Source organism: Amycolatopsis sp. GM8 (assembly GCF_021653975.1).
Taxonomy (GTDB): domain Bacteria; phylum Actinomycetota; class Actinomycetes; order Mycobacteriales; family Pseudonocardiaceae; genus Amycolatopsis_E.
The window spans coordinates 735527-761519 of the sequence record NZ_JAJKFK010000003.1 but is presented as its reverse complement, the minus strand read 5'-3'; the positions used below and the strand labels follow the sequence as shown (position 1 = coordinate 761519).

26 protein-coding genes are annotated in these 25993 nt (G+C 71.6%); 17 read left to right on the top strand and 9 right to left on the bottom strand.

The genetic code is table 11. The features are described 5' to 3' along the window. Nucleotides 1-24: 24 nt before the first annotated feature. The 4 genes from LOZ83_RS16920 to LOZ83_RS16905 all read left to right on the top strand — a co-directional run bounded on the left by LOZ83_RS16920 (nucleotide 25) and on the right by LOZ83_RS16905 (nucleotide 6064). Nucleotides 25-1482, top strand: coding sequence for a serine/threonine-protein kinase (locus LOZ83_RS16920; RefSeq protein ID WP_236791728.1), 1458 nt, complete (start codon nucleotides 25-27; stop codon nucleotides 1480-1482). 130 nt (nucleotides 1483-1612) lie between these two features. Next, nucleotides 1613-2626, top strand: a complete 1014-nt coding sequence (gene dapA / locus LOZ83_RS16915; RefSeq protein ID WP_236791726.1) for a 4-hydroxy-tetrahydrodipicolinate synthase — start codon at nucleotides 1613-1615, stop codon at nucleotides 2624-2626. A 5-nt stretch (nucleotides 2627-2631) separates the two neighbouring features. Further along, a complete protein-coding gene (locus LOZ83_RS16910; protein WP_236792107.1) occupies nucleotides 2632-4326 on the top strand; it encodes a ribonuclease J in 1695 nt (564 codons plus the stop codon). 67 nt (nucleotides 4327-4393) lie between these two features. After that, entirely contained in the window at nucleotides 4394-6064 is a 1671-nt protein-coding gene (locus tag LOZ83_RS16905) for a substrate-binding domain-containing protein (protein ID WP_236791724.1), read from the top strand. On the opposite strand, the gene LOZ83_RS16900 is transcribed toward LOZ83_RS16905, so the two are convergent. From LOZ83_RS16900 to LOZ83_RS16885, 4 genes are read right to left on the bottom strand one after another with little or no spacing between them, the layout of a single operon-like run. Next, nucleotides 6016-7008, bottom strand: a complete 993-nt coding sequence (locus LOZ83_RS16900) for a DMT family transporter (RefSeq protein ID WP_374202670.1) — start codon at nucleotides 7006-7008, stop codon at nucleotides 6016-6018. The genes LOZ83_RS16905 and LOZ83_RS16900 overlap by 49 nt on opposite strands. A 41-nt stretch (nucleotides 7009-7049) precedes the next feature. After that, nucleotides 7050-7661, bottom strand: coding sequence for an NAD(P)H:quinone oxidoreductase (wrbA, locus tag LOZ83_RS16895; protein WP_236791722.1), 612 nt, complete (start codon nucleotides 7659-7661; stop codon nucleotides 7050-7052). Nucleotides 7662-7707: 46 nt separating this feature from the next. Further along, entirely contained in the window at nucleotides 7708-8493 is a 786-nt protein-coding gene (locus LOZ83_RS16890; RefSeq protein WP_236791721.1) for a 1-acyl-sn-glycerol-3-phosphate acyltransferase, read from the bottom strand. A 14-nt stretch (nucleotides 8494-8507) separates the two neighbouring features. Further along, complete coding sequence (locus tag LOZ83_RS16885; RefSeq protein ID WP_236791718.1) at nucleotides 8508-9167, bottom strand: hypothetical protein; 660 nt, start codon at nucleotides 9165-9167, stop codon at nucleotides 8508-8510. On the opposite strand from LOZ83_RS16885, the gene LOZ83_RS16880 reads away from it, so the two are divergent. Both LOZ83_RS16880 and pip read left to right on the top strand, forming a co-directional pair. Next, on the top strand, nucleotides 9166-11445 hold the full coding sequence (locus LOZ83_RS16880; protein ID WP_236791717.1) for a DNA translocase FtsK: 2280 nt from the start codon (nucleotides 9166-9168) through the stop codon (nucleotides 11443-11445). The two genes, LOZ83_RS16885 and LOZ83_RS16880, sit on opposite strands and share 2 nt — an antisense overlap. After that, complete coding sequence (pip, locus tag LOZ83_RS16875) at nucleotides 11438-12385, top strand: prolyl aminopeptidase (protein WP_236791715.1); 948 nt, start codon at nucleotides 11438-11440, stop codon at nucleotides 12383-12385. The genes LOZ83_RS16880 and pip overlap by 8 nt, the downstream gene beginning before the upstream one ends. Here pip and LOZ83_RS16870 read toward each other — a convergent pair whose 3' ends face one another. After that, nucleotides 12386-12898 (bottom strand): amino-acid N-acetyltransferase, encoded by a 513-nt coding sequence (locus LOZ83_RS16870; protein ID WP_236791713.1) that lies wholly within the window; start codon nucleotides 12896-12898, stop codon nucleotides 12386-12388. 73 nt (nucleotides 12899-12971) lie between these two features. Here LOZ83_RS16870 and rimO point away from each other — a divergent pair, with 73 nt between their 5' ends. The 7 genes from rimO to LOZ83_RS16835 all read left to right on the top strand — a co-directional run bounded on the left by rimO (nucleotide 12972) and on the right by LOZ83_RS16835 (nucleotide 19215). Beyond that, a complete protein-coding gene (rimO, locus tag LOZ83_RS16865; RefSeq protein WP_236791711.1) occupies nucleotides 12972-14375 on the top strand; it encodes a 30S ribosomal protein S12 methylthiotransferase RimO in 1404 nt (467 codons plus the stop codon). After that, a complete protein-coding gene (gene pgsA / locus LOZ83_RS16860; protein ID WP_236791709.1) occupies nucleotides 14372-14968 on the top strand; it encodes a CDP-diacylglycerol--glycerol-3-phosphate 3-phosphatidyltransferase in 597 nt (198 codons plus the stop codon). The genes rimO and pgsA overlap by 4 nt, the downstream gene beginning before the upstream one ends. Beyond that, nucleotides 14965-15429, top strand: coding sequence for a CinA family protein (locus tag LOZ83_RS16855; protein WP_236791707.1), 465 nt, complete (start codon nucleotides 14965-14967; stop codon nucleotides 15427-15429). The genes pgsA and LOZ83_RS16855 overlap by 4 nt, the downstream gene beginning before the upstream one ends. Nucleotides 15430-15524: 95 nt before the next feature. Next, nucleotides 15525-15965 carry a helix-turn-helix domain-containing protein gene (locus tag LOZ83_RS16850; RefSeq protein WP_236791705.1) on the top strand — a complete coding sequence of 147 codons (441 nt, stop codon included), beginning with the start codon at nucleotides 15525-15527 and terminating at the stop codon, nucleotides 15963-15965. Between the two features lie 248 nt (nucleotides 15966-16213). Beyond that, nucleotides 16214-17047 (top strand): PspA/IM30 family protein, encoded by an 834-nt coding sequence (locus tag LOZ83_RS16845; RefSeq protein WP_236791703.1) that lies wholly within the window; start codon nucleotides 16214-16216, stop codon nucleotides 17045-17047. 11 nt (nucleotides 17048-17058) lie between these two features. After that, complete coding sequence (locus LOZ83_RS16840) at nucleotides 17059-17967, top strand: hypothetical protein (RefSeq protein ID WP_236791701.1); 909 nt, start codon at nucleotides 17059-17061, stop codon at nucleotides 17965-17967. Between the two features lie 60 nt (nucleotides 17968-18027). Beyond that, entirely contained in the window at nucleotides 18028-19215 is a 1188-nt protein-coding gene (locus LOZ83_RS16835) for a hypothetical protein (RefSeq protein WP_236791699.1), read from the top strand. On the opposite strand, the gene LOZ83_RS16830 is transcribed toward LOZ83_RS16835, so the two are convergent. The 4 genes from LOZ83_RS16830 to LOZ83_RS16815 form a co-directional block, all read right to left on the bottom strand. Next, nucleotides 19187-20206, bottom strand: coding sequence for a quinone-dependent dihydroorotate dehydrogenase (locus tag LOZ83_RS16830; protein ID WP_236791697.1), 1020 nt, complete (start codon nucleotides 20204-20206; stop codon nucleotides 19187-19189). The genes LOZ83_RS16835 and LOZ83_RS16830 overlap by 29 nt on opposite strands. A 15-nt stretch (nucleotides 20207-20221) precedes the next feature. Then, entirely contained in the window at nucleotides 20222-20779 is a 558-nt protein-coding gene (locus tag LOZ83_RS16825; protein WP_236791695.1) for a GNAT family N-acetyltransferase, read from the bottom strand. A gap of 563 nt (nucleotides 20780-21342) precedes the next feature. Beyond that, nucleotides 21343-22146, bottom strand: a complete 804-nt coding sequence (locus LOZ83_RS16820; protein WP_236791693.1) for a DNA-formamidopyrimidine glycosylase family protein — start codon at nucleotides 22144-22146, stop codon at nucleotides 21343-21345. Beyond that, nucleotides 22133-22996, bottom strand: a complete 864-nt coding sequence (locus LOZ83_RS16815) for a ParA family protein (protein WP_236791692.1) — start codon at nucleotides 22994-22996, stop codon at nucleotides 22133-22135. Before LOZ83_RS16815 ends, LOZ83_RS16820 begins: the two co-directional genes overlap by 14 nt. 63 nt (nucleotides 22997-23059) lie before the next feature. Here LOZ83_RS16815 and LOZ83_RS16810 point away from each other — a divergent pair, with 63 nt between their 5' ends. The 4 genes from LOZ83_RS16810 to LOZ83_RS16795 all read left to right on the top strand — a co-directional run bounded on the left by LOZ83_RS16810 (nucleotide 23060) and on the right by LOZ83_RS16795 (nucleotide 25991). Next, nucleotides 23060-23806 (top strand): methyltransferase domain-containing protein, encoded by a 747-nt coding sequence (locus LOZ83_RS16810; RefSeq protein ID WP_236791690.1) that lies wholly within the window; start codon nucleotides 23060-23062, stop codon nucleotides 23804-23806. 25 nt (nucleotides 23807-23831) lie between these two features. After that, the gene (locus LOZ83_RS16805; RefSeq protein ID WP_236791688.1) at nucleotides 23832-24062 is read left to right on the top strand and encodes a type II toxin-antitoxin system HicB family antitoxin; all 231 of its coding nucleotides are present in this window, start codon (nucleotides 23832-23834) and stop codon (nucleotides 24060-24062) included. A gap of 96 nt (nucleotides 24063-24158) precedes the next feature. Further along, nucleotides 24159-25424, top strand: coding sequence for a DNA polymerase IV (gene dinB / locus LOZ83_RS16800; protein ID WP_236791686.1), 1266 nt, complete (start codon nucleotides 24159-24161; stop codon nucleotides 25422-25424). Nucleotides 25425-25607: 183 nt separating this feature from the next. Beyond that, nucleotides 25608-25991, top strand: a complete 384-nt coding sequence (locus LOZ83_RS16795) for a DUF3040 domain-containing protein (protein ID WP_236791679.1) — start codon at nucleotides 25608-25610, stop codon at nucleotides 25989-25991. Nucleotides 25992-25993: the final 2 nt, after the last annotated feature.

The window sequence follows — 25993 nt, the reverse complement described above, 5'->3', positions numbered from 1 at the left end:
GAGTCCCCGAGAAAGGCCGCGACCGTGACCCACGAGCAGACGACGCAGGCGACCCAGCCGGCGCCCCGCATGATCGCCGAACGGTACGTGCTGCTCGGCGAGCTGGGGCGCGGCGGCATGGGCATCGTGTGGCGTGCCGAGGACCGGGTGATCGGGCGGCAGGTCGCGATCAAGGAACTGCGGCTCGCGCACGGCGCCGAGGGCGCGGTGGCCAGCGAACGCGTGCTGCGCGAGGTCCGCACCGGCGGGCGGCTCAACGACCCGGCCGTGGTCACCGTGTACGACGTGGTCGCCGAGCACGGCGCCACCTACATCGTGATGGAGCTGGTCGAGGCGCCGACGCTGGCGGAGCTGGTGCGCCGGCACGGGCCGCTACCGCCCGCGCAGGTCGCGTCGATCGGGCAGCAGGTGCTCACCGCGCTGCAGGCCGCGCACGACGCCGGGTTCGTGCACCGTGACGTCAAGCCGGGCAACATCATGGTCGCGCCGAACGGCCGGGTGAAGCTGACCGACTTCGGCATCGCGCAGGCCGTGGACGATCCGCGGCTGACCACGAGCGGCATGATCATCGGCTCACCCGCGTTCATGGCGCCCGAACGCGTCGCGGGCAAGGAGGCTATGCCCGCCTCCGACCTGTGGTCGCTGGGCGTCACGTTGTTCTTCGCGGTCGAGGGCACGCTGGCGTTCGAGCGGCCCACCACCGCGGCCACCCTGCACGCGATCATGAACGAGGTGCCGTACCTGACGCGCACCCAGGGGCCGCTCGCGTCGGTGATCATGGGCCTGCTGATCTCGAGCCCGGAGGCCCGGCTGGCGCCCGCGCAGGCCCAGCATCTGCTCGCGATGGTCGCGAACACCCAGCCCCCGACCCCGCCGGCGTGGCCGCAGCCGCAGCCCACGCAGGTCGCGCCCACGCCGCGGAACACGCGCACCCCGCTGTGGATCGCGGTGTCGGTCGTCGCCGCGATCGCCTTGCTGGTGGGCGGTTTCGTGGCCGGTGACCGGTGGGCGAGGCCCGTGACCGACGCGGCGATGCGCGCGACGCTCACCTACGGTCCGGGCGGTGACCTGCCCGACTTCGAGCCCAGCAGCAGCTACCCGTGCGTGACCGTCGCCGTGCAGGGGCCGGGCAGTATCGCCAAGAACGCCTGGGTCGCCTGCGCGGACAACCTGCACTACACGGAGTTCTTCGACACGGCGGTCACCTACGATGGCAGCGGTCGCGACGCGATCGAGGCCGCGTACCCGTCGAACCTGCGGGCGTGGGCCGAGGCCCGGTGCTCGCTGACCTTCCACTCCAACGCGATCCCGGACCAGGTGCGCGGGAGCTTCACCTACCGGGCGCTCGTCCCGACCCCGCAGGCCTGGCAGACCCAGCCCGACAGCGAGTACTCGTCCTATCCGGTGCGCAAGATCTACTGCCTGATGGCCAAGGCGGACGGCTCGGCGTGGACGGGACAGACGGCCGGCGACCTGAAGTGACGACAGAAGTTCCCGCGTAGCCAGACGGTAACCGGCGAATCTCCGGCGGCTCGCCGACGCAGCCTGGTGATCGTGCCGAACCGGCAGGTCGTCGCGGAGAACCTTGCCCGGAAGAGGTACCGTCATCGATATGTCCACTCCACCTACCGCAGCCCCCGGACGGCCGTTCGGGCGCGTACTCACCGCGATGGTCACCCCCTTCGACGCCGACGGTGCCCTGGACCTGAAGCGGGCGCAGGAGCTCGCCGAGCACCTGGTGGAGCTGGGCAACGACGGCCTGGTGCTCAACGGCACCACCGGCGAGGGCCCCACCACCAGCGACACCGAGAAGGCCGAGCTGATCCGGGCCGTGGTCGAGGCGGTCGGCCACCACGCGACCGTGATCGCCGGGGGCGGCACCTACGACACCGCGCACAGCATCGAGCTGACCCGGCAGGCCGAAAAGGCCGGCGCGCACGGGATCCTGCTCGTCACCCCGTACTACTCCCGCCCGTCGCAGGCGGGCCTGCACGCGCATTTCACCACCGTCGCCGACGCGACGGACCTGCCGGTGATGCTCTACGACATCCCGCCGCGCTCGATCGTGCCCATCGAGGTCGACACGCTGCGGCGCCTCGCCGAGCACCCGCGCATCCTCGCGGTCAAGGACGCCAAGGGCGACCTGCTGGCCGGCAGCGAGGTCATCGCCAACACCCAGCTGGCCTACTACTCCGGCGACGACGCGCTGAACCTGCCGTGGTTCTCCGTCGGCGCCTGCGGCGTGGTCAGCGTCGTCGGGCATGTCGTGGCGGGCCGGATCCGCGCGATGCTCGACGCCTACGAGGACGGCGACACGTCCACCGCGCGCACCAACCACCGCGGCATGCTGCCGGTCTACCGGGCGATGTCGCGCGTCGGCGGCGTGGTGTTCGCCAAGACGTCGCTCGCGCTGCGCGGCCACGACGTCGGCGGACCGCGGCTGCCGCTGGTGCCCGCGTCCGAGGAACAGGTCGAGGCCATCGCGGGCGATCTGACCCAGGCAGGGGTCCCCCTCGACGAGTCGCGGAACCGCGACTGGCACAGTTCCAGGGTCGCGCAAGCGGACTCGGCGGCAGCCTACGTCGCCCCGACCACTCATACCAGCGTTGGGATCATTCCTAGGTGACCTCGATTTCCCCGCCCAGCGGACCCGGACCGACGAACAACCCGCCCGCCCTGCCCGACGGTGCCCTGCGCGTGGTCGCGCTCGGCGGCATCGGCGAGGTCGGCCGCAACATGACCGTGTTCGAGCACGCCGGCCGGCTGCTCATCGTCGACTGCGGCGTGCTCTTCCCCGAGGACGCCCAGCCCGGCGTGGACCTGATCCTGCCCGACTTCCGGGCGATCGAGGACCGGCTCGACGACATCGACGCGCTCGTGCTGACCCACGGGCACGAGGACCACATCGGCGCCGTGCCGTTCCTGCTGCGGATGCGGCCGGACCTGCCGGTCTACGGGTCCCGCTTCACCCTGGCCCTGCTCGAGGCGAAATGCCGCGAGCACCGGCAGCGGCCGAAGCTGATCGAGGTGACCGAGGCCGAGCACCGCACGGTGGGCCCGTTCGCGCTGGAGTTCTTCGCGGTCAACCACTCCATCCCGGACGCGCTCGCGGTCGCGATCCGCACCCCGGCCGGGGTCGTGCTGCACACCGGCGACATCAAGCTCGACCAGCTGCCGCTCGACGGGCGGCTGACCGACCTGGCCGGGTTCTCCCGGCTCGGCGACGAGGGCGTCGACCTGCTGTGCATCGACTCCACCAACGCCGAGGTGCCCGGGTTCGTCACGCCGGAGCGCGACATCGGCCCGGTGCTCGACGACGTCATCGGGCGCGTGACGCAGCGGGTGATCGTCGCCTGCTTCGCCAGCCATGTGCACCGCGTGCAGCAGGTGCTCGACGCGGCGCTGCGGCACGGGCGGCGGGTGTCGTTCGTGGGCCGGTCGATGGTCCGCAACATGGGGATCGCCGCGGACCTGGGGTTGCTGAACATCCCCGAGGGCCTGCTGATCGATCTCGACGAAGCGGTGCACCTGCCCGAGACGAAGGTGCTGTTCGTGTCGACCGGTTCGCAGGGCGAGCCGCTCTCGGCGCTGTCCCGGATGGCGCGCGGCGAACACCGGCAGATCTCCATCCGCGCGGGGGACACGGTCGTGCTCGCCAGCTCGCTGATCCCGGGCAACGAGAACGCGGTGTTCGGTGTCGTGAACGGCCTGGTGCGGCTCGGCGCGCACGTCGTGCACCAGGGCAACGCGAAGGTGCACGTGTCCGGGCACGCGTCCGCGGGCGAGCTCTTGTTCCTGTACAACGCGATCCGCCCCAGCAACGTGATGCCGGTGCACGGCGAGTGGCGGCATCTGCGCGCCAACGGCGAGCTGGCCGTGCGCACGGGCGTGGCGCCGGAGAACGTGGTGCTCGCCGAGGACGGCGTCGTGGTCGACCTCGTCGACGGCCGGGCGCGCACGACGGGCCGGGTCGAGGTCGGCCACGTGTACGTCGACGGCCTGTCCGTCGGTGACGTCGGCGAGTCGACCCTGTCCGACCGGCTGGTCCTGGGCGAGGGCGGGTTCATCTCGATCACCGTCGTGGTGGACGGGACCACCGGGCGCGCCATGGGTGTCCCGACGGTGTCCGGGCGCGGGTTCTCCGACGATCCGAAGGCGCTCGACGCGGTCGTGCCGCTGGTGGAGATGGAGCTGTCCCGCACCGAGGCCGAGGGCATCACCGACAGCCACCGCATCGCGCAGTCGGTGCGCCGGGTCGTGGGCCGCTGGGTCGCCGAAACGTACCGCCGCCGCCCGATGATCGTGCCCACGGTCATTCCGGTCTGAATGGAGTAACCGGGACTGCGCCCGCTGGCGCCTGGTGCCGTGCGGTTTTCGCTCTAGCCTCTACCGGGTGGGGCGACACGAGCCCGCCGCCGGGCGGCGGGGCATCCGCACGACGATCGTCGTCACCGCGGCGGTGCTCGTCGCGGCCGCGGGCGGCTGGGTCACCGTCGCGCGGGTGACCGCGAGTGCCGGCTGCGCGCAGGAGGACGTCGTCCGGGTGGCGGTGGCCCCGGACCTCGCCGCCGCGGTGGACCGGATCGCGCACGGCGTGGCCGCGGGGCAGTGCTTCCGGTTCGAGGTCGAGGACCGGGATCCCGCCGCCGTCGCGTCGTCGCTCGCGGTCGCCGACGGGACCCGCCGGCCGGACGTCTGGATCCCCGACTCGACCCTGCGGCTGCGCCGCGCGAAGGCCGCGGGCGCGGCCGACGTGCCAGTGTCGGGCTCGTCCGTGGCGAACTCGCCGGTGGTGTTCGCGATGACCGAGGACACCGCGAAATCCTTGGGGTGGCCCGGAAAAACGCCGGCCTGGCAGGATCTGCTGGACTCCCCGGTCAGCCTGGGCATGCCGGATCCCGGCTCGGACCCGGTCGGCGTGTCGACGTTGCTGGGCGTCGCGAAAGCGCTTCCCCCGGGACCGGCGGCGGCCCCGGCCTTCGCGGCGGCGATGCGGCGGCTGGCGCCCATCACGCTGCCCGGCGTGGACGACCTGTATGCCCGCCTGCCCGGCGCCGGCAGCTCGAAACAGGCGGTCAGCGCGTTCCCGGCCTCGGAGACCTCGGTGCTGCGGTACAACGAGCGCGCCGGCGTGACGGCCACACCCGCGCAGCTCGTCGCGGTGTACCCGCCGCAGGCGGTGCCATCGCTGGACTACCCGTTCGCCGTGCTGGGCAACGCCGGGCGAGCCCAGCAGGACGCGGCCGCAAAACTACTGACCGCCCTGCTCGGCGCCGACGGTCAGGCGGTGCTCGCGGGCGTCGACGTGCGCACGCCGGACGGGCGGATGCTGTTCGGCCACACCGGGGACACCCACGTCGCCGCGGGCCCGCAGGCGCTCTCGCCGCTGCCGTCCGAGGATGCCCTCGACCAGGTGCTCAACCAGTGGGCGAAGGTCAACACCAGCTCGCGGGCCCGGGTGCTGATCGACATCTCCGGCTCGATGAACGCGATCGTGCCGGGCACCGGGCGGACCCGGATGGCGCTGACCGCGGAGGCGGCCGCGCGGGCGCTGGACCTGTTCAAACCGACCTCGGAGAGCAGTACCTGGGTGTTCTCGACCAACCTGGACGGCGATCACGACTACCGCGAAGTACTGCCGATGTCGCCGGTCAGCGTGCAGCTCGCGACCGGCGCCGCGCAGAAACTGCGGGACCTGCGGGCCACGCCGAACGGCCAGACCGGTTTGTACGACACGGTTCTCGCCGCCTACCAGCAGGCCAGGGCCGACTGGACGGCCGGGCGGCTCAACCTCGTGATCCTGATGACCGACGGCCGCAACGAGGATCCGCACGGTGTCACGCGCGAGCAGTTGCTCGATGGGCTCAACGCCCTGCAGGATCCGCGCCGCCCGCTGCCGGTCATCGCGATCGGGATGGGGCCGGACATCGACGCCGGCGATCTCGGCGCGATCACCGCGGCGACCGGCGGGAAGACGTTCGTCGCCCCGGACCCGGCGAAGATCGCGGACGTGTTCTACGGCGCGCTCGCCGGACTCTCCTGTCCCACCCCGGGTTGCACCTGAACGGTCTGTCTACTGTGGACCATCTGCACGATGGTCGCGCCGCCCAGCAGGACGAGCGCCCCGGCCAGTTGCACCCAGCGCAGCGACTCACCGAGCAGCGCCCACGCCGTCGCCGTCGCGACGATCGGTTCGAGCAGGCCGATGACCGACGCGACCGCGGCGGGCAGGTGCCGCAACGCCGACGTGCCGAGCGCGTACGCCAGCGCTGTCGACAGCAGCGCGACGGCCACCACGAGCAGCCAGACCGGCGGATGCCACGGGCCGAGATCGGCCGGCGCGTCCAGGATCGCCACCGGAATCGTCCACGGCGGCGCGATCGCGGACACCGCGACCGCGCCGATCACCACGCCCCAGGTGACCATGCCCAGCGGTTCGCGGGTGGTCGCGCCGTGCTCGCCGATCAGGAAGTACGCGGCCGAGCACACCGTGCCGCCGAGCCCGGCCAGCACACCGACGGCGTCCAGGCTGAGCCCCTCCCACACCTGCGCGACGAGCGCGAGCCCCAGCATGGCCAGCGTGATCCCGAGCCACATCGCGCGCGGCAGCCGCACGTGCCGCACGAACCGGGTCCACAGCGCGATCAGCACCGGCGACATGAACTCGAGCAGGATCGCGATACCGACCGGCAGCCGCTGTACCGCGACGAAGTAGCACAGCTGCACCCCGGCCACGCCCAGCAGCCCGTAGCCGAGCAGGAGCGGCCACTCGGTCTTGCGCACGCGCAGCAGCCGCGGCCGCACCAGCCCGATACCGGCCAGCAGGACCACCGCCGCCAGCCCGATCCGGGCCGCGGCGACCTGCTCGGGCGAGAGGCCCGCGATCATCGCCGGTTTCGCGATCGTGCCCGACATGCCGAAGCAGACCGACGAGACCAGGATGAGCGCCGTGCCGCGGCCGCGCTGGGCACGCGGTGCGGGCGCGACGGCGGGTACTTCGATCGTCACCACCCGAGGCTATGCGGTCGATACCGGTGCGGCGAAGTGAATTATCCCGTTTCCAGGCCCGCGGCGACGTAACCGGTGATCGTCGCGAGCCGGTTACCCTGGATCCGCAGCGCGCCGAGCGCCTCCTTGTCGGGCGAGGCGGACTTGCGCGAGACGAACGAGCCGCCGTACGGGTTCCCGGTGTCCATCAGGTGCGCGTGGGTGTAGCCGAGCGGCACCACGATGGCGCCCCAGTGGTAGAAGACGTTGTTGATCGCCAGCACGGTGGACTCCAGCCCGCCGTGCGCGGTGGACGCCGTGGTGAACGACGTGGCGACCTTGTTCGCGAGCTTTCCCTGTGCCCACAAGCCACCCGTGCTGTCCAAAAAGGACTTCAGCTGGGCGGCGGGGCCGCCGAACCGGGTCGGGCTGCCGACCGCGAGCCCGTCCGCCCACTCCAGGTCCGCGAGCGTGGCCGGTTCCGCGTGCGGGCCGGAGTCGACGTAGGCCTGCCAGCGCGGGTTCCGCGCGATCGCGTCCGGGGGAGCGGTCTCGGCCACCGTGCGCAGCCGTACCTCGGCGCCGGTCTCGGCCGCGCCTTCGGCGAGCGAGGCGGCGAGCTCGGCGGTGTTGCCGGTCGCGCTGTAGTAGACCACCAGGATGCGTGTGCTCACGCCGCTCACCCTAACGATCTCCCGGCGCGGCTCTCAGTATCTGGACTCAGGGCTTCCAGGGGCTGACGGTGTCCGTCGGGCGGGTCGGGTCTTGGAACCGCGGGCGGTCCAGCTCGCCGGATCGCAACGGCACCATCCCGGCCGCGATCGCCCGCATGATCTTCGCGTGCGCCCGCACCCCGGCACCGGGGCGCTCGGTGTCCACATCGGACAGATCCACCGGCGCCCCGAAGTGCACCTTGAACTTCGGCCGCCGCAGGGGTGCGGTGAGCCCGGACCGCGCCAGCGGCACGAGGTCCGCCGGGCCGTCCACCTTTTCCGTGCCCCAGTACACCGCCTCGTGCGCGCCCCACTGGCTGACCGGGATCACCGGTACCCCGGCCGCCAGCGCGAGCCGCGCCGCCCCGGTCTTGCCGCGCTCGGGCCACAGCCCGGGATCGTGGCTGATCCGGCCCTCGGGGTAGACGATGATCGGGCTCGTCGTGGTCCGCATGGCCTCGACGGCCTGGCCGAACTGCTCCACCGCGCTCGCCTTGCCGCGGTCCACCCGCAGGTGCCCGCTGGCCCGCAGCGCGGGACCGAGCACCGGCGCGTCCAGCAGCCCGCCGGCGAGCAGGAACCGCGGCGCGAAGCCGAGCCGCCGGCACGCCGCGATCAGCACGAACGCGTCGAACACGCCGATGTGGTTCGGGGTCAGCAGCAGCGGCTTGCCCCGCAGCTCGCGCGGGATGCGGCCGCTGACCTCGAGCCTGCCGACCAGGTGGACCAGACCGGTGTCCAGCGTCGCCATCGTGCGCCAGATCGCCGGTGCCCGGCGCGGTGACCCGTTCATGAAGACAGAGGATCTCAGACGCGTGGGGGACCGGGCGCTACCTGGTAGGGGGTCAGTTCGCCGCGAGCGCGGACGAGATGTCGGCCCCGCTGCGGATGATCACCGGATCCCGAGCAGCTCGGCGGGAACGTGGGCGGCCTGCTCGGCGCGGTCAGGAATGCCGGGCAACCGGGCGCAAGGACGACCGCGTCCGCCTGCCGGGCGAACCGCGCGACCAGATCCAGGACTTCGCCCGGAGAGAAGTGATTGATCGCCAGGCTGTCGAACGACTCGCCGTCGGTGGGGCCGTAGATATCGGCTTCGCCGCCGTCGGGGGTGCGGAGGCGGCAGTCGTGAAATTCGGGTTCGGTCCGATCGATTGGTTCCCGGCTCCGACAGAACGCGTGGGGGAAAAGTTCGCCTTGGGCCGAGAGTGGCGTACGGGACTCCTGCGGTTCTGCCGTTACCGTAGAAGCCATGGCAGGCGGCTCGGCGACCACGAGGAGAGGGACGACGGCGAAACGCGGTGGCAGCAGGAGCCCGGCGCGCGGGTCGCGTGCGGGGAGCAAGCCGCGTGCGAGGTCGGCCGGAGCATCTGCGTCACGCAGGCCACCGGCCCGCCGCTCGTCCGGCGGCGCGTTCGCCAAGACCGTCCGCGGCGGGTGGACGTTGCTGGCCCGCGGCGTCGGCAGCATGGCCAGGACCGTCGGGCGCAGCCGTGAGCTGGAGCCCGAGCACCGCCGCGACGGGATCGCGCTCGGGCTCATCGCCCTCGGACTCGTCCTCGCCGCCGCGTTGTGGTGGCGTGCGGGCGGCCCGATCGGCGGGTATCTCGAACTCGCCGCGCGCACCGTGTTCGGCGCCGCGTCGGTGTCGCTGCCGCTGGTGCTGTGGGTGACCGCGGTCGCGCTGATGCGGTCCGAACCGCGGCCCGAGGCCCGGCCACGCATGGTCATCGGCACCGTGCTGGTCACGTTCGCCCTGCTGGGCCTGCTGCACCTGTTCAGCCGCCGCCCCGAGACCAACGACGACCGGATGTACGCCGGCGGTCAGCTCGGCGCGCTGTCCGGCGGCCTGCTCGCCCGCGGCGTGACCCCGTGGGTCGCCGCGCCGGTGCTGATCCTCGCCCTCGCCTACGGCGTGCTCGTCTTCACCGGCACCCGGATCCGCGACGTCCCGCAGGCGCTGCGCGAGTGGGGCCTCGACCCCGAAGAGCGCGAGCGGATGGCCGAGGAGCAGCGCGCGTTCGAGGAAGAGCACAAGGCGATCGAGGAGGCCGACCCGAAGGCGGTGCGGCTGCGCAAACCGTCGCGGCGCCGCCAGGGCAGCGGCGACGGCGCGGGGGAGCAGCTCGACATCGACGCCGCGCTCGCCGAGCCGCCGACCCCGGCCCGGCCCCCGAAGGTCAAGCCCGCGGACGTGCCGGAGAAGAAGCCGAAGAAGTCCGAGGCCGCGCCCGCGATGGCGGTCACCAGGACCGTCGAAGGCGACTACAAGCTGCCTTCGCCCGACCTGCTGCAGCTCGGCGACGTGCCGAAGGCCCGCAGCAAGGCCAACGACACCATGATCGAGGCGATCACCGGTGTGCTGGAACAGTTCAACGTCGACGCGCAGGTCACCGGCTTCACCCGCGGCCCGACCGTCACCCGGTACGAGGTCGAACTCGGCCCCGGCGTGAAGGTCGAGAAGATCACCGCGCTGACCAAGAACATCGCCTACGCGGTGGCGACCGACAACGTGCGGCTGCTCGCGCCGATCCCCGGCAAGTCCGCCGTCGGCATCGAGGTGCCGAACTCCGACCGCGAGATGGTCCGGCTCGGCGACGTGCTGCGCGCGCCCAAGGCGGCCAAGGACAACCACCCGATGGTGATCGGGCTCGGCAAGGACATCGAGGGCCACTTCGTCACCGCGAACCTGACGAAGATGCCGCACCTGCTGGTCGCCGGGTCCACCGGTTCCGGTAAGTCGAGCTTCGTCAACTCGATGCTGGTGTCGCTGCTGGCGCGGGCGACGCCGGACGAGTGCCGGATGATCCTGATCGACCCGAAGATGGTCGAGCTGACCCCGTACGAGGGCATCCCGCACCTGATCACGCCCATCATCACCCAGCCGAAGAAGGCGGCCGCCGCGCTCGCCTGGCTGGTGGAGGAGATGGAGCAGCGGTACCAGGACATGCAGGCCAACCGGGTGCGGCACATCGACGACTTCAACAAGAAGGTGAAGTCGGGGGAGATCACCGCGCCACCCGGCAGCGAGCGTGAGTACCGGCCGTACCCGTACATCATGGCGATCGTCGACGAGCTGGCCGACCTGATGATGACCGCGCCCCGCGACGTCGAGGACGCGATCGTCCGGATCACACAGAAGGCCCGCGCCGCCGGGATCCACCTGGTGCTGGCGACCCAGCGGCCGTCGGTGGACGTGGTCACCGGCCTGATCAAGACGAACGTGCCGTCGCGGCTGGCGTTCGCGACGTCGTCGCTGACCGACTCGCGGGTCATCCTGGACCAGCCGGGCGCGGAGAAGCTGATCGGCATGGGCGACGCGCTGTACCTGCCGATGGGCGCGGGCAAACCGGTGCGCGTGCAGGGCGCGTTCGTCGGCGACGAGGAAATCTCTGCGATCGTCTCGTTTGCCAAGGACCAGGCGCAGCCGGACTACACCGACGGGGTCACCGCCGCGAAGGCCGGCGAGGCCAAGGAGATCGACCCGGAGATCGGCGACGACCTCGACGTGCTGCTGCAGGCGGCGGAGCTGGTGGTCACCTCGCAGTTCGGGTCCACCTCGATGCTGCAGCGCAAGCTGCGGGTCGGGTTCGCCAAGGCCGGCCGCCTGATGGACCTGCTGGAAAGCCGTGGCGTGGTCGGCCCGTCGGAGGGCTCGAAGGCCCGTGACGTGCTGGTCAAGCCGGACGAGCTGGAGGGCGTGCTGTTCATGATCCGCGGCGGCGGCGCGCCCGCCGACGATGAGTAGGCGCTACCCGGAGATCGAACCGTACGACTCCGGCATGCTCGGCGTCGGCGACGGGCACTCGCTGTACTGGGAGGTCTGCGGCGATCCGGGCGGCAAGCCCGCGCTCGTGCTGCACGGCGGGCCCGGTGGTGGCTGCTCGGCGAACCACCGCCGCATGTTCGATCCCGCGCGGTACCGGATCGTGCTGTTCGACCAGCGCAACTGCGGGCGCAGCACCCCGTCCGCGGCCGAGCCCGTGGTGGACCTGTCCGCCAACACCACCCCGCACCTGATCGCCGACATCGAACGGCTGCGGGCGCACCTGGGCATCGGCCAGTGGCTGGTCTGGGGCGGCTCTTGGGGCGTGACGCTCGGCCTCGCCTACGCACAGGCGCATCCGGACCGCGTGACGGGAATGGTGCTCGCGGCGGTCACCAGCGGCCGGCGCCTGGAGACCGACTGGATCACCCGCGACATGGGCCGCGTCTTCCCGCGTGAATGGGAGCGTTTCCGGGACGGCGCGCCCGCCGGGGAATCCGATCTCGCCGCCGCGTACAGCCGCCTGCTCCATGATCCCGATTCGGCGGTGCGCGCGAAGGCGGCGCAGGACTGGTGCGACTGGGAAGACACGCACATGTCCCTCGCGCCGGATGCCGCGCCACGCCTGTCGATCGCCGACCCGGCTTTCCAGCTGACCTTCGCGCGGATCGTCACGCACTACTGGGCGAACGGCTCTTTCCTGGCGGACGACCAGATCCTGCGCGACATGCACCGCCTGGCCGGTATCCCCGGCGTGCTGATCCACGGCCGCTACGACGTCAGCGGCCCGCTGGACACGGCATGGCTGCTGCACCGGGCCTGGCCGGGAAGCGAACTGACCGTCCTCGACGACGCGGGCCACGGCGGCCTGTCCATGACCGGCGCGGTCGTCGAAGCCACCGACGCGTTCGCGGCACAGTAGCTATAGCTCCAGCAGCATCCTGGAGTTGCCCAGCGTGTTCGGCTTCGCGTACGGCAGCTCCAGGAACTCCGCCACACCGGGATCGACCGACCGGCGCATTTCGTCGTAGACCTGTTGCGGCACCGGCGTTCCGTCGATCTCGCGGAAACCGTGCCGGGCGAAGAAACCGGTCTCGAAGGTGAGCACGAAGATCCGCCGCAGGCCCAGTTCCCCCGCGTGCTCCACGAGCCGCCCGACGAGCCGGTGCCCGATGCCCTGCCCGCGGGCGGCCTTGTTCACCGCGACCGTGCGGATCTCGGCCAGGTCCTCCCACAGCACGTGCAGCGCGCCGCAGCCGAGCACCTCGCCCCCGGCGTCGGCGACCCAGAACTCCTGGATGCTCTCGTACAGCGTGACGAGTTCCTTTTCCAGGAGCACCCGGCCGGCGTCCGCGTCCACGAGGGCCTTGATCTGGCGGACGTCGGCGATCCGGGCGCGGCGGATGCCGATCCGGGTGGCGGGATCATGCGGCACCGGCCGACGGTATCGGGCCGGCACGCCCCTGTCGCCGTGGGTTCCCCCACTTCCGCCAGCTACCCTGAGTGTTGTGTCTGCCGCCGCCGAATCCCGTCGCGTCTCCCTGCTGACCCTGGGGTGCGCCCGTAACGAGGTCGACTCCGAAGAACTCGCCGGCCGCCTTGCCGCGGGCGGCTGGCAGCTGAGCGAGGATCCCGAAGACGCGGAAGTCATCGTGGTCAACACCTGCGGCTTCGTCGAGTCGGCGAAGAAGGACTCGGTGGACACGCTGCTCGCCGCCGCCGACACCGGCGCGAAGGTCGTCGCGGTCGGCTGCATGGCCGAGCGCTACGGCGCCGAACTGGCCGACAGCCTGCCCGAGGCCGACGCGGTGCTGGGCTTCGACCACTATCCGGATCTCGCCGAACGGCTCGGGGAGATCGTCTCCGGGCACAAGATCGCCTCGCACACGCCGGGTGACCGCCGCAAGCTGCTGCCGATCAGCCCCGTCGAACGGCCCACCGCGGCGGCGGAGGTCAGCGTCCCCGGGCACGGCTGGATCCCGCGCGCCCGGCTCGGCACGGGCCCGGTCGCGGCGCTGAAGATCGCCTCCGGCTGCGACCGGCGCTGCTCCTTCTGCGCGATCCCTTCGTTCCGCGGCTCGTTCGTCTCGCGGAAGCCCGACGACATCGTCGCGGAGGCCGCCTGGCTGGCCGGTGAAGGCGTCAAAGAACTGTTCCTGGTCAGCGAGAACTCGACGTCCTACGGCAAGGATCTCAGCCGCGAGGACGGCGGCACGCAGGCCCTCGAACGGCTGCTGCCGCGGCTGGCCGCGATCGACGGCATCGAGCGCGTGCGGGTGTCGTACCTGCAGCCCGCGGAGACCCGGCCGGATCTGGTGCGCACCATCGCGACCACGCCCGGCGTCGCCGACTACTTCGACCTGTCGTTCCAGCACTCCAGCGAGACCGTGCTGCGGCGGATGCGCCGGTTCGGCTCCACCGACTCGTTCCTGGCCCTGATCGGCCAGATCCGCGAACTGTCCCCGGCCGCGGGCATCCGCACCAACGTGATCGTCGGCTTCCCCGGCGAGACCGAGGAGGACGTCGCCGAACTGGAACGGTTCCTCACCGGCGCGCGGCTGGACGCGGTCGGCGTGTTCGGCTACTCCGACGAGGACGGCACCGAGGCGGAGGGGTTCGAGGCGAAGGTCGACCCGGAGCTGGTCGCCGAGCGGGTCACCAAGATCTCGGGCCTGGTCGAGGAGCTGACCGCGCAGCGCGCGGAGGACCGCGTCGGCGAACTGGTCGACGTCATGATCGAGGAAACCGGCGACGAGGTCGTCGGGCGGGCGGCGCACCAGGCGCCCGAAGTGGACGGCGCGTGCATCGTGCTCGACGCCGGTGACGTCGCGGCGGGCGAGTTCGTGCGCTGCCGCGTGGTGGACAGCGAGGGTGTGGACCTGCTGGTGCGCCCCGAAAGCGAGGACGGGTGAGCGCCGTGGCCGACGAGACCCCGCCCCGCGTCTCCAACATCAACATCGCGAACATCCTGACGTGCACGCGACTGCTGCTGGTGCCGGTGTTCGTGGTGGCGCTGTTCGTCGACGACGGGACCAGTACGGCCTGGCGGATCGGCGCGACGGCGCTGTTCGCGCTCGCGTCGTTCACCGACCAGGTCGACGGCTGGGTCGCCCGCCGCTACGGGCTGGTCACCGACTTCGGCAAGATCGCCGACCCGATCGCCGACAAGGCACTGACCGGTGCCGCGCTGATCGGCCTGAGCGTGCTCGGCGAGCTGTACTGGTGGGTCACGATCGTGATCGCGGTCCGCGAGATCGGGGTGACCCTGCTGCGGTTCTGGGTGATCCGGTACGGCGTGATCGCGGCCAGCCGCGGCGGCAAGGCCAAGACGCTCACCCAGATCGCGGCCATCGTGCTGTTCCTGCTGCCGCTGCCGGCCTGGACCGACCCGGTGTCCTGGACGCTGATGGGGATCGCGATCGCGCTGACCGTGGTGACCGGCGCCGACTACGTGCTGCGCGCGGTGCGGCTGCGCGCGGGCGGCACCCGGACCGTCGCGCCGTGACCCTGGCCCGCGACCTCGTCGCCCGGCTCATCGAGCGCGACGAGACCGTGGCGACAGCCGAGTCCCTCACCGCCGGCCTGGTCTGCGTGACGCTGACCGAAGTGCCGGGGTCGAGCGCCGTCGTCCGGGGTGGGCTGATCGTCTACGCCACCGAGCTGAAAGCGGTCCTCGCCGGGGTCGACGCGGTGCTGCTGGCCCAGTGCGGCGCCGTCCATCCGGAGGTCGCGGCGCAGCTCGCCGTGGGTGCCCGTGACCGCTGCGGCGCCGACTGGGGGCTGGGCCTGACCGGCGTCGCCGGGCCGGATCCGCAGGACGGCGTGGCCCCCGGCACCGTGCACATCGGGCTGGCCGGAGCCGGGGTGCGCGAGGTCCGGACGTACCGGTTCGAAGGAGATCGGGCCGGGATTCGAACCGAATCGGCCCGCGCCGCGTTGGTCTTACTGGGGGAACATCTGGCCTGAGCCAGACGTTCGCCCTTGGCGTACGACCGTGTCAACCGCTGCATTCGAGGGCTCGGTCTGGGTAACGTGGTCGGTACCAGGAAGGGAGGCGCGTGATGACCGTGCTGTTGCGTGAGGCGATCGGTGATCGGCTCCGTCATGCCCGCACAAACCAGCGTCGCACGCTGCGCGACATCTCCCGCGCCGCCAAGGTGAGCCTCGGCTACCTGTCGGAGGTGGAGCGCGGCCAGAAGGAAGCCTCCAGTGAGCTGCTGGCCTCCATCTGCGGGGCGCTGGAGCTCCCACTCGGCGAACTGCTGCACAACGTGGCCGCGGACATCTCCTCGCTCGACACCGTCGACGTCGCGGCGATGGCCGAAGGCGAAGCCGCGAAGGGCGAGCAGGCGGAGCGCCACGAGGCCGCCGACGGGCTCGAAGGTGGCCGCATCGTCGACGGCATGATCGGCAACGACCTCGCGGACCTGCGGGTTTCGCCGCAGCGCATGGGCCCGGCCCTGCGCACGACGATCCGCGCGCCGAAGATGGTCGCGGCGTAAACCACCGGTTTCCTCACGCGAGGCCACCTTCCGGACATCCCACGTCCGGAGGGTGGCCTCGAGGTCATTTCGGGGAGCAGGATCGGGGTAGTCCCTGAATTCCCCCGGGGTCGCCTGGAACCGCGGGCGCTGACCTGACACGATGGAACCCACGCCGAGGCCGGGACGTTGCCAAGCTAGGGTAGTGCAGCGCCCCATCGGTCGGGACAACTTGGACAGAGTGGGACGTAAGAAGGCAGGCGGAACAGATGGCCAACCCGTTCGTAAAGGCCTGGAAGTACCTGATGGCCGCGTTCTCGTCGAAGATCGACGAGCACGCCGACCCGAAGGTGCAGATCCAGCAGGCCATCGAGGACGCGCAGCGCAACCACCAGGCGCTGTCCCAGCAGGCGGCGGCGGTGATCGGTAACCAGCGCCAGCTGGAGATGAAGCTCAACCGCCAGCTGGGCGAGGTCGAGAAGTTGCAGGCCTCGGCACGGCAGGCGCTCGTGCTGGCCGACGAGGCCCGCTCGAAGGGCGACGAGCAGAAGGCGACCCAGTACGAGAACGCCGCCGAGGCGTTCGCGACCCAGCTGGTCACCGCCGAGCAGAGCATCGAGGACCTCAAGACCCTGCACGACCAGTCGCTGCAGGCGGCCGCGCAGGCCAAGCAGGCCGTCGAGCGCAACGCCACGATGCTGCAGCAGAAGCTGGCCGAGCGCACCAAGCTGCTCTCCCAGCTCGAGCAGGCCAAGATGCAGGAGAAGGTGTCGGCCTCGCTCAACCAGATGTCGGAGCTGGCCGCGCCGGGCAACACGCCATCGCTGGAAGAGGTCCGGGAGAAGATCGAGCGCCGCTACACCACCGCGCTGGGTTCGGCGGAGCTGGCGCAGAACTCGGTCCAGGGCCGGATGCTCGAGGTCCAGTCGGCCACCACGGAACTGGCCGGGCACTCGCGGCTGGAGCAGATCCGGGCGTCGATGAAGGGCGATTCGGTCGCGCAGGTGACCGACGGCTCGAAGGCGCCCGCGTCGTCGTCGGGCGACATCCAGCGTGAGATCCAGGCGCGGGTGCAGGCCGAGCAGCAGAACAACAAGGCCTGACCGGAGCCGTCATGGTGTCGGGCAGACGGGACTTCGGCGAGTTCGGCGCGAAGCTGGAGAAGCATCTCGAACGGCTGCCCGACTACGCGCAGCGCGCTCAGGAAAAGCTGCAGCAGTACTTCCCGCCCGACGCCGGAGGGCAGCGGGCGAATCCGCTGCGGCGGCCGGCGCCTGCGCGTCCCACGGCGATCACCGACGTACCGGTGATCGCCGAGGCGCGCTCGCGCTGGGCACGGTGGAACGCGCCCGCGGCGAAGCTCGAACGCCGCAAGCGGCGGGCCTCGCGGGCGCTGACCCTGTGGATCATCCTGACCCTGCTGTGCGGCCTGTACGCGGTGGCCACCGGGTTGGGGCTGATCGGCGCCGGCGGGCTGACCGAGGCGTTCGGCGGCATCGCGGGCGCGATCGTGTTCGGCACCCTCGGGGTGCGGACCGGGCTGCGGTTGCGCCAGCTGCACCGGACGGAGCTGCCGGTCAGCACCACGCCGCCGCCACTGCCGAGCCCCCGCTCGGCGGCCCGGGAGCCGATGGAGCGGCTCGCCGAGTCCGAGGCGTCGCTGGCCGAGCTGCTGCGACAGCTGTCCGCCCCGGCGTCGATGGTCTCCGACGAGTCGGTCGAGGAGGCACGGGCGACCGCCGCCGAGGCCGCGTCCGCGCTTCGTGGCCTCGCGGGCCGCATCCAGGCGATCGAGCGCGCCCGCAATTCGGCGCCGGCGGGCGACCGCAAGGCCCTCGACACGGCGATCCGTACCCTGCGTGAGCAGCTCGACGACGGGCTCGAGGGCTACGGTGCCCTGGTCGCCGCGGCCGGGCACGCGGTGGCCGCCGGGGGAAGCGGCCTGCGGCAGTCGAAGGACGCGCTGACCGATGCGACCGACCGGCTCGCCGGCCTGGCGATCGCGCTGCGCGAAATCAGCTGATACCTGTGTGTAACGTTTGACGGCTGGTGCGCGGAATATCCGCTGCTTACCGTCAATGGGATGGAGACGCTGCCCCCAGAACCGGCACCACTACCCCCGGTGCCGCCCAGTGCTCACCGTCAGGTCCTCGCCGCATACGACCGTATCGCCGAGGGCGGCCGACCGGAACTCCTGCCCACCCTCCGCCCGTTCGAAGACGTCCTCGTCGAGGCCAAGGCCGTCGACGTCCGCGTGCGTGCCGGCGAATCCCTGCCGCTCGTGGGCCTGCTGGCCGCGGTCACCGGCACGCTCGACCTGAGCGACACCGCCGTCCGCCGCCTCGCGGACGCCGGCGCCATCGTGCTCGGCACGACCACCTCGGCCACGGCCGTCGCGCTCGGCCTGACCGACCTGGCCATCGGCACCGAGATGGCGGCGTGCGAAGGCACCGCCGTGCTCACCCCGACGCCGGGCTTGGTTCCGCGCACCGTCGTCGCCCGCTCCGTCGCCGACGGCCAGCAAGCCCTCATCGCGATGACCGGGCCCGATCCGGCCTGGCCAGCGGCGGTGCGACTCGCCGTAGGGGAGCGGCCGAAGCTCGCCATCGCCGGCGAGGGCCCGGACGCGTTCCGCAAGGCGGTCGATGATCTGCTCGCCGCCGGCGCGAGCGTGGAAACCATTGACAGCACGGAACTCCACGGCGATCACGACGCGCTGCTGCTGCCGGCCGGCGTCGCCGGGCCGCGCGGGCTGCCGGCCGTCACCGTCGCCGGCGTCACGATCGTCGCGCGGCCGTTCGAGGACCAGGTCGTGCTCGACCTGGCCGCGTACCTCAACGTCGAGCAGCTGAAGAACCCTTACCCGGCAACGGGAATCGACCTCGTCGTGTTCGGCACCCACCTGCGCGGCCAGCCGCTCAACGCGCAACTGGTCGCGCTCGGCGCCCGCTACCGCGGGCAGGTGCTGACGTCCGGCCGCTACCGGCTGTACGCGCTGCCCAGCAGCCCGCCGAAACCCGGCGTGCGGCCGGTCACCCACGGCGCCCCGCTGGCCGGCGAACGGTGGACGATCTCCCCGGCCGGGCTGGGTTCCCTGCGGGCCGGCCTGCCCGGACTGACGCTCGCCGAGATCGAGCTGGCGGACGGCAGTACCGCGGCCGGCTTCCACTGCACCGCGCGCGCCGCCGCGAAAGCCCGTGACATCACGGAGTTCGGCGACTGGCGGGCCTACCTGCGCTACCTCACCGCCACCCGGCCAATGTCCTGTTGATCTCCCGGATCAGCCCCGGCCCCTTCAACGCGAACCCGGTGTAGACCTGGACGAGGCTCGCGCCCGCGTCCAGCATCCGCCGTGCGTCCGGTCCGCAAAGGACACCGCCGACCCCGATGATCGGCAACCCGCTGTGGGTGTGCACGAACTTCACGACCTCGCGCGCCCGCTCGGCCAGCGGGCGGCCCGACAACCCGCCGGCCTCGGCGCCGGCGGCCGCCTCGGGACCGGTCAAACCGTTGCGGGACAACGTGGTGTTGGTCGCGATGACCCCGGCCACGCCGTGCGCGTCGCATACTTCCAGCAGTTCGGCGAGCGCGCTGTCGGTCAGATCCGGCGCGACCTTGACGAGCAGCGGCGTCGTACCGAGGTCCGCCGACGTGCGCTGGAGTTCGCCCAGCAGCTCGGCCAGCGCGGCCTTGTCCTGCAGCTCGCGCAGGCCGGGTGTGTTGGGGGAGCTGACATTCACCGCGAAGTAGTCCGCGTACGGATACAGTGCGCGCAGCGAGTACCGGTAGTCCTCGACCGCCTCGCCGAGCGGGACCACTTTGGACTTGCCGATGCTGATGCCCAGCGGCACCCCGGGTTTCCCGCGCGCGGCGAGCTTGGCGGCGAGCGCGTCGGCCCCGGAGTTGTTGAACCCCATCCGGTTGATGACCGCGTCGTTCCCGGCGAGGGTGAACAGCCGCGGCTTCGGGTTTCCCGGCTGCGCGAGCCGGGTGACCGTGCCCACTTCGACGAAGCCGAAGCCGAGCGCGGGCCACGCGTGCAGCGCGCGCCCGTCCTTGTCCATCCCGGCGGCGAGCCCGACCCGGTTGGGGAAGCTCAGCCCGAACACCGTGGCGGGGTCGTCCTCGGCGTAGATGCCGCGCAGCAGCGGAGGTTCCGCGCGCAGCAGGCTCAGGGCACGCACCGTCCGCTCGTGCACGGTCTCGGGGTCATTGCCGGCCAGCCGGTAGAGCGCGGGGCGGATCAGCTTCTCGAACAGCACGCCTTACATCTTCGCTCAGCGTCTTCGCCACTCCGTGGCCAGCATGGAGTAGATCAGCTCCTCGCTCCACTTCGGCTTGAGCTCCTCGCGCTCGCGCAGCGTGGGGTCCCGGTGCATGCCGAGGCCCTCCATCAGGGAGGCGGAGGCGATGTTGCGCGTGTCACAGGCGCCGAAGATCTGGTACAGCTTGAGCACGTCGAAGCCCAGCCGGAGGATCTCGAGGCACACCTCGGCGCCGTAGCCGTTCCCGTGGAACCGGGGATGCAGCACGATGATCACTTCGCCGTTTTCGTGCTCGCCGCGCACCCAGCCCAGCGAGATGTCCCCGATGACCTCTCCGCTGTCGACGAGGATGACCGCGAGGGACAGCGACTGGCCGGGCTCGGTGATGGCGGTGTGCTTCGCCTTGCGTGCCAGCAGCTCGCGAATCTCCATCCGGCCGTGCGGCTCCCACGTCAGGTAGCGGATCACGTCGGGATGGGTGTAGATCGCGGTGAACGCGGCGATATCGGTGCTGGTGAACGGGCGCAGGTTCAGCCGCGGCGTCCTGATGGGGTATGTGGGCTGCAGCACACGGAGCAGCGTAGTCGCATGTGCGCGGGTCACCTGGGCAATTACGGCAGGAAAATGTTGAAAAGTTACAGCGCCGTCCACTACCAATCCGACGGCAGCCACGGCGGAAACGGGTGTCTGTGAGCAGGTCGGCTGCGGACCGTGTCCGCCTACTTTCGGTCGGATTGGTAGTTGGCCCGCCGGAAGTGTCCGATGCGCGGCAAGTCCGGCGGAACTCCCGGTCTTGGACGGCGATCCGGGAGACAGGAAACCCCCGGCGCGTGCTCCCGCAGCGTCGTCAGCCGCTGTGGGCCCGAGCCGGACTGTGCTCGGGGCGCCGGGGGTCCGGTGACTGCCTGGTATTGCCTCGCAGGCCTCCACTGTCCTGTCGCGGCCCGGACGCCGGCGGCGTCGACGGGCGCGGCACTTCGTACCGGCTTGCGGCCGGCACGAGCTTCTCGCAGCTTTGTCCGCTAGCGGACAGCCACCTCACGAGTCCTGTCGATATTCAACGTAGGACCACCTCCTTTCCCGTGTACCGCAAAGTTATGCCGGCGCCGGGCGTCGCCGCAACATCATTTATTTCACTCCGCGGGCGCGGGCCCGCGCTGGCAGCGCGGGCAGTACCAGGTGGGCCGCCGCCGCACGTCCGTGCCCTGGGTGCCGACCCGCACCGGGCCGCCGCAGCGATGGCAGCCGGCCCGGGTGCGCTCGTACACCCAGGTGCGGCGGCCGCGCGCGAGGTCCCCGGTGGTGACCTGCTCGTGCCGCCAGGCGTTGGCCAGCAACAGCTTGCGCGCCAGCGCCACGGCCTTCGCGGTGTCCACTTCGGACACCGGAACCCACGGCGTGACGCCGAGCAGGAAACAGATCTCGCACTTGTACAAATTCCCGACACCCGCCATGACTCGCTGGTCGAGCAACGCCAGACCGAGTTCACGCGCGGGATCGGCGGCCAGCGCGGCGGCGGCCAGCGCGGTGTGCTCGTCCGTCCACTGTGGATCGAGCAGGTCCGGGCCGAGGTGCCCGACGAGCCGGGACTCCTCGCCGGTGGGCAGCAGCTCGAGATCGTGCAGCCGGAACCCGACGGCCTGCACCCGCGCGTCGGCCAGCACGACCCGCATGTGGTGCGCCGGATGCCGCCACCGCGCGCCGGCCCGGTAGATCTCCCAGGTGCCGTCCATCTTGAGGTGGCTGTGCAGGCTCAGCTCGCCGGAGAACCGGGTGAACAGGTGCTTGCCGACGGTGCCCACGCCCAGCACCTGCCGGCCGGTCAGGTCGGCGGTGGCGAGTGCGGGATGGCGGAAGTCGGTGCGGGACAACGTCCGTCCGGCGAGCGCCCGGTCGAGCATCTTGCCGGCGAGGAAGACGGTGTCACCCTCGGGCATCGGTGCGGATCGCCTCGATCGGCCCGGTGGTCTCGGTCTCGTCGGCGTCGATCCGGTGCCGGCCCGCGCGGGTGGACCGAAGGATCTTGGCCAGCACCATGTTGAACGTCAGCGCGATCTCCTGCGCGCCGGGGGAGTGCCACTCGTGGATCGGGCTGCACGCGCCCTGTGCCTGCTGGATCGCGAGCCGGTCGGGGATCGCGGTCGGCATGACCAGCGCGCCGAACGACTCGCGCAGCTCGGCGATGCGGAACTGGTGCTCGTGCGAGCGCGGCCGCAGCCGGTTCACCAGCACGCCGACCGCCCGCAGGCCCTGGTTGTGCTCGTCGCGGATCTTCTCGATCGCCTCGAGCGCGCGCTGCGCCCCGGAGACGGCGTACATCGTCGGCTCGGTGACCAGGAGCGCGCTGTCGGCGGCGACCAGCGCCGACTTCGTGAGCCGGCCCAGCGACGGCGGGCAGTCGAGGATCACCAGGTCGTACCCCTTGCCGCGGGGCGGTGAGTCGTGCAGCTCGTCGAGCGCGCGCGACAGGCTGGCCAGCCGCCGCTCGTCCGGGCCAGGCTCGTTGAGCGCCTCCAGATCCTCGGCGCCGACGAGCACCTCGACGTCGTCGCTCCACACGCTGGCCGCGATGGCGCGTTCGAGGACCGACCGGTGCGGGTTCTCCAGCACGTCGGCGAGTGTCGCGTCGGTGTAGGGCGGGTCGAGCGACGCGGTGGCGTTGCCCTGCGGGTCGAGATCGGCCACCAGCGTCCGGATGCCCCTGCGCATCGCGGCCGAGGCGATGCCCAGCGCGACCGTGGTTTTGCCGACGCCTCCCTTGAGGCTGAGTACGGCGACCGTGTGCACGACCCCGAGAGTAGCCGGGTGCGCCCACGGGTCGCGCCCGCTGTCTTACTACGCTGTCTCACCATGCGAACCGAGATCGGGGCGGCACGCGGCTCGAGCGCCGTCTGGCGGGTGCTCGACGACGAGGTGGCGCGCGTCCGGGCGCAGGGCAGGGCCGAACCGCGCGTGGTGGACGTGGGTGGCGGGACCGGGGTCTGGGCGGTGCCCCTGGCCGCCGCGGGATGCGTCGTGACCGTGGTCGACCCGAACCAGAACGCGCTGGCCATGCTGAGCCGCCGCGCGCAGGAGACGGGAGTCGCCGACCGCGTCACCGTGGTGGCCGACGACACCGACGCGCTCGCCGCGCGGGTGCCGGCGGGGTCGGCCGATCTGGTGCTGGCACACGGTTTGCTGGAGGTCGTGGATGATCCGGCCCGGGCGGCCGCCGCACTGGCCGCGACCGTCGCGCCAGGAGGTGCCGTGTCGGTGCTGGCCGCGAACCGGTTCGCGGCGGTGCTGCACCGGGCGCTCGCCGGGCGCCTGGCCGAGGCACGGCACCTGCTCACCGGCGCCGACGGCGTCCTGGCCGATGACGGCGAGAGCCTGCGGCGCCGCTTCGACAGCTCCGGGCTGCGCGCGCTGCTGGAGAGCGTCGGCGTCGAGATCGCGCTCCTGCAGGGCGACGGCGTGGTGTCCGACTCACTCGGCGAGGCGGAGGCCGCCCAGTACGGCGGCGACGACCTGACGGACTTCGAGACCGCGGCGAGCATGGTCTCCCCGCTGCGCGACATCGCTTCCCGGCTGCATGTACTGGCGAGGCGTCCGGGCTGATCGGAACGTGCGGGACCGCAAACGTATGGCGGAGAGCTACTTTCTGACCGCGCTGCTCACCCCCGACCCCGATGGCGGCCAGGTCGTGCAGATCGTCGAGCGGCCCGGCGCGATCATCCAGAGCGAGACGGTCGAGGCCGCACTGGCGAACGTGCGGGACGCTGCCGAGTTGTCTCTGGAAGAGGCGACGCCGGAAGAGATGGCCGGGTTGACCGCCCATCCGGTCACGGCGCCGGTGCAGGTGAGCGTGGCGTGACCCGGCCGCAGGTCATTTCCCGCGCCCAGGTGATCAAGGCATTGGAGCGGGCGGGCTTCCTGAAACTGTCGTAGGGGCCACGTAGGCTCGGCGGCGATGGGAAGGAACTCCGCCCTGCCCGCTGGTCACGAGCGGTTCAGGGTGTCGCCGCGGCAGATGCCGGACGACTCCGGCTGCGGTCTGCTGCACGTGGACATGGACGCGTTCTTCGCGGCCGTCGAGTTGCGCACCCGGCCCGAGTTGGCCGCCAAGCCGGTGATCGTGGCCGGCAGTGGCCCGCGCTCGGTGGTGACCTCGGCCAACTACCCGGCGCGCGAGTACGGCGTCCGCGCCGCGATGCCGGCCTCGGTCGCGCGGCGGCTGTGCCCGCACGCCGTGTTCATCCCGCCCACCCCGGGCCTCTACGGCGAGGTTTCCCGCGGCGTGATGGCGATCTTCCGCGAGCTGACCCCGCTCGTCGAACCGATGAGCCTGGACGAGGCCTTCCTGGACGTCAGCGGCGCCCTCCGGCGGCTCAAAGCCACCCCGGTGGAACTGGCCGAGCTGATCCGCCGGCGAGTCCACGCGGACCACGGCATCACGTGCTCGGTCGGCGTGGCCGGGGTCAAGTTCATCGCGAAGCTCGCCTCCGGCATGGCGAAACCCGACGGCGTCGTCGTGGTGCCGGTCGCCGACACCCTGGCGTTCCTGCACCCGCTGCCGATCTCGGCGCTGTGGGGTGTCGGCAAGCGCACCGAGGAAAGCCTGCGGCGGATGGGACTCACCACGGTCGCGGAGGTCGCCGCCGCACCGTTGCCGAGGCTGCGCCGCGCGGTCGGCAACGCCGCGGCCGAGCACCTGCACGCGCTCGCCAACGGCCGCGACGAGCGCGGCGTGGTCGTCGACAACCCGGACAAGTCGATCAGCGCGGAGCACACCTTCGACACCGACCAGAGCGACCGGCAACTCCTGGAACGCGAGCTGCTGCGGCTGTCCGAACGCGTCGCGGCGAGCCTGCGGGCCAAGAAGGTCCGCGGCCGCACGGTGTCGATCAAGGTCCGGTTCGCGGACTTCCGGACGATCACCCGGGCCCGCACCCTCGCCTCGGCCACCGACGTCGCGCGGGTGATCCACTCGACCGCTGTCGCGTTGCTCACGGAGGCGATTTCCGGCGCCGAGATCCGGCTACTCGGCGTGCGGGCCGGCGGGCTCACCGGAGCCGACACGCCCGAGCAGCTGAGCTTCGAGCGGGCCGAACCACGGTGGCGGGACGCCGAGGTCGCGGCCGACGTCGCACGATCGAAGTTCGGATCCGCGGCCATCCGGCCGGCGTCACTGCTGGCACCGGGCCCGGCTGAACCGCGGCGCCACGGTCCCACGTGAGAAGGGAACGTGGACCAGGAACACAGATGAACCGAACGGGGCACAGCTTCCCGGCGGGATCGGGTAGTCCTCCGCGCGCAGGACTCGTATCCTGGACTCAAGACACCCCGGTCGGGGTGTGATTGTTGGGTCCAGGACGTTGCGCGGCCCGGCGCCCGTGACAGCTGTGCCGGAGGAGGAAAGATGCCACTCTCCGAGCATGAGCAGCGGCTGCTCGATCAGATCGAGCGCGAGCTCTATGCCGAGGACCCCAAGTTCGCGTCTACCGTACGGGGGGCCCGGTTCCGCCGGCCAGCCCGCCGGCGCCGCGTCCAGGGGATCGCGCTGTTCGTAGTCGGAGTCGCGCTGCTCGTGGTGGGCGTGATGGTCAGGGCGCTGTGGGTCGCCGAGGTCCCGATAGCGAGCGTGCTCGGATTCCTCGTGATGTTCTTCGGGGTGGTGCTCGCCGTGATGGGCGGCCGCGGTGGCGCGGCGGCCAAGGACGGCAAGGGTGCGCCCGCCAAGCAGAAGAGCTCGTTCACGCAGCGCATGGAAGAACGCTTCCGCCAGCGCTTCGAGGACCAGTAGTC

Bases quoted from the DNA above. Each gene is read 5' to 3' on its own strand.
- pip (WP_236791715.1), top strand. From the start codon at position 11,438: ATGAGTAGGCGCTACCCGGAGATCGAACCGTACGACTCCGGCATGCTC.
- LOZ83_RS16885 (WP_236791718.1), bottom strand. From the start codon at position 9,167: ATGCTGCCGACGCCGCGGGCCAGCAACGTCCACCCGCCGCGGACGGTC.
- LOZ83_RS16810 (WP_236791690.1), top strand. From the start codon at position 23,060: ATGCGAACCGAGATCGGGGCGGCACGCGGCTCGAGCGCCGTCTGGCGG.
- LOZ83_RS16840 (WP_236791701.1), top strand. From the start codon at position 17,059: ATGGTGTCGGGCAGACGGGACTTCGGCGAGTTCGGCGCGAAGCTGGAG.
- LOZ83_RS16880 (WP_236791717.1), top strand. From the start codon at position 9,166: ATGGCCAGGACCGTCGGGCGCAGCCGTGAGCTGGAGCCCGAGCACCGC.
- LOZ83_RS16890 (WP_236791721.1), bottom strand. From the start codon at position 8,493: ATGAACGGGTCACCGCGCCGGGCACCGGCGATCTGGCGCACGATGGCG.
- dinB (WP_236791686.1), top strand. From the start codon at position 24,159: ATGGGAAGGAACTCCGCCCTGCCCGCTGGTCACGAGCGGTTCAGGGTG.
- LOZ83_RS16835 (WP_236791699.1), top strand. From the start codon at position 18,028: ATGGAGACGCTGCCCCCAGAACCGGCACCACTACCCCCGGTGCCGCCC.
- LOZ83_RS16805 (WP_236791688.1), top strand. From the start codon at position 23,832: ATGGCGGAGAGCTACTTTCTGACCGCGCTGCTCACCCCCGACCCCGAT.
- LOZ83_RS16845 (WP_236791703.1), top strand. From the start codon at position 16,214: ATGGCCAACCCGTTCGTAAAGGCCTGGAAGTACCTGATGGCCGCGTTC.
- LOZ83_RS16850 (WP_236791705.1), top strand. From the start codon at position 15,525: ATGACCGTGCTGTTGCGTGAGGCGATCGGTGATCGGCTCCGTCATGCC.
- dapA (WP_236791726.1), top strand. From the start codon at position 1,613: ATGTCCACTCCACCTACCGCAGCCCCCGGACGGCCGTTCGGGCGCGTA.
- LOZ83_RS16795 (WP_236791679.1), top strand. From the start codon at position 25,608: ATGCCACTCTCCGAGCATGAGCAGCGGCTGCTCGATCAGATCGAGCGC.
- LOZ83_RS16820 (WP_236791693.1), bottom strand. From the start codon at position 22,146: ATGCCCGAGGGTGACACCGTCTTCCTCGCCGGCAAGATGCTCGACCGG.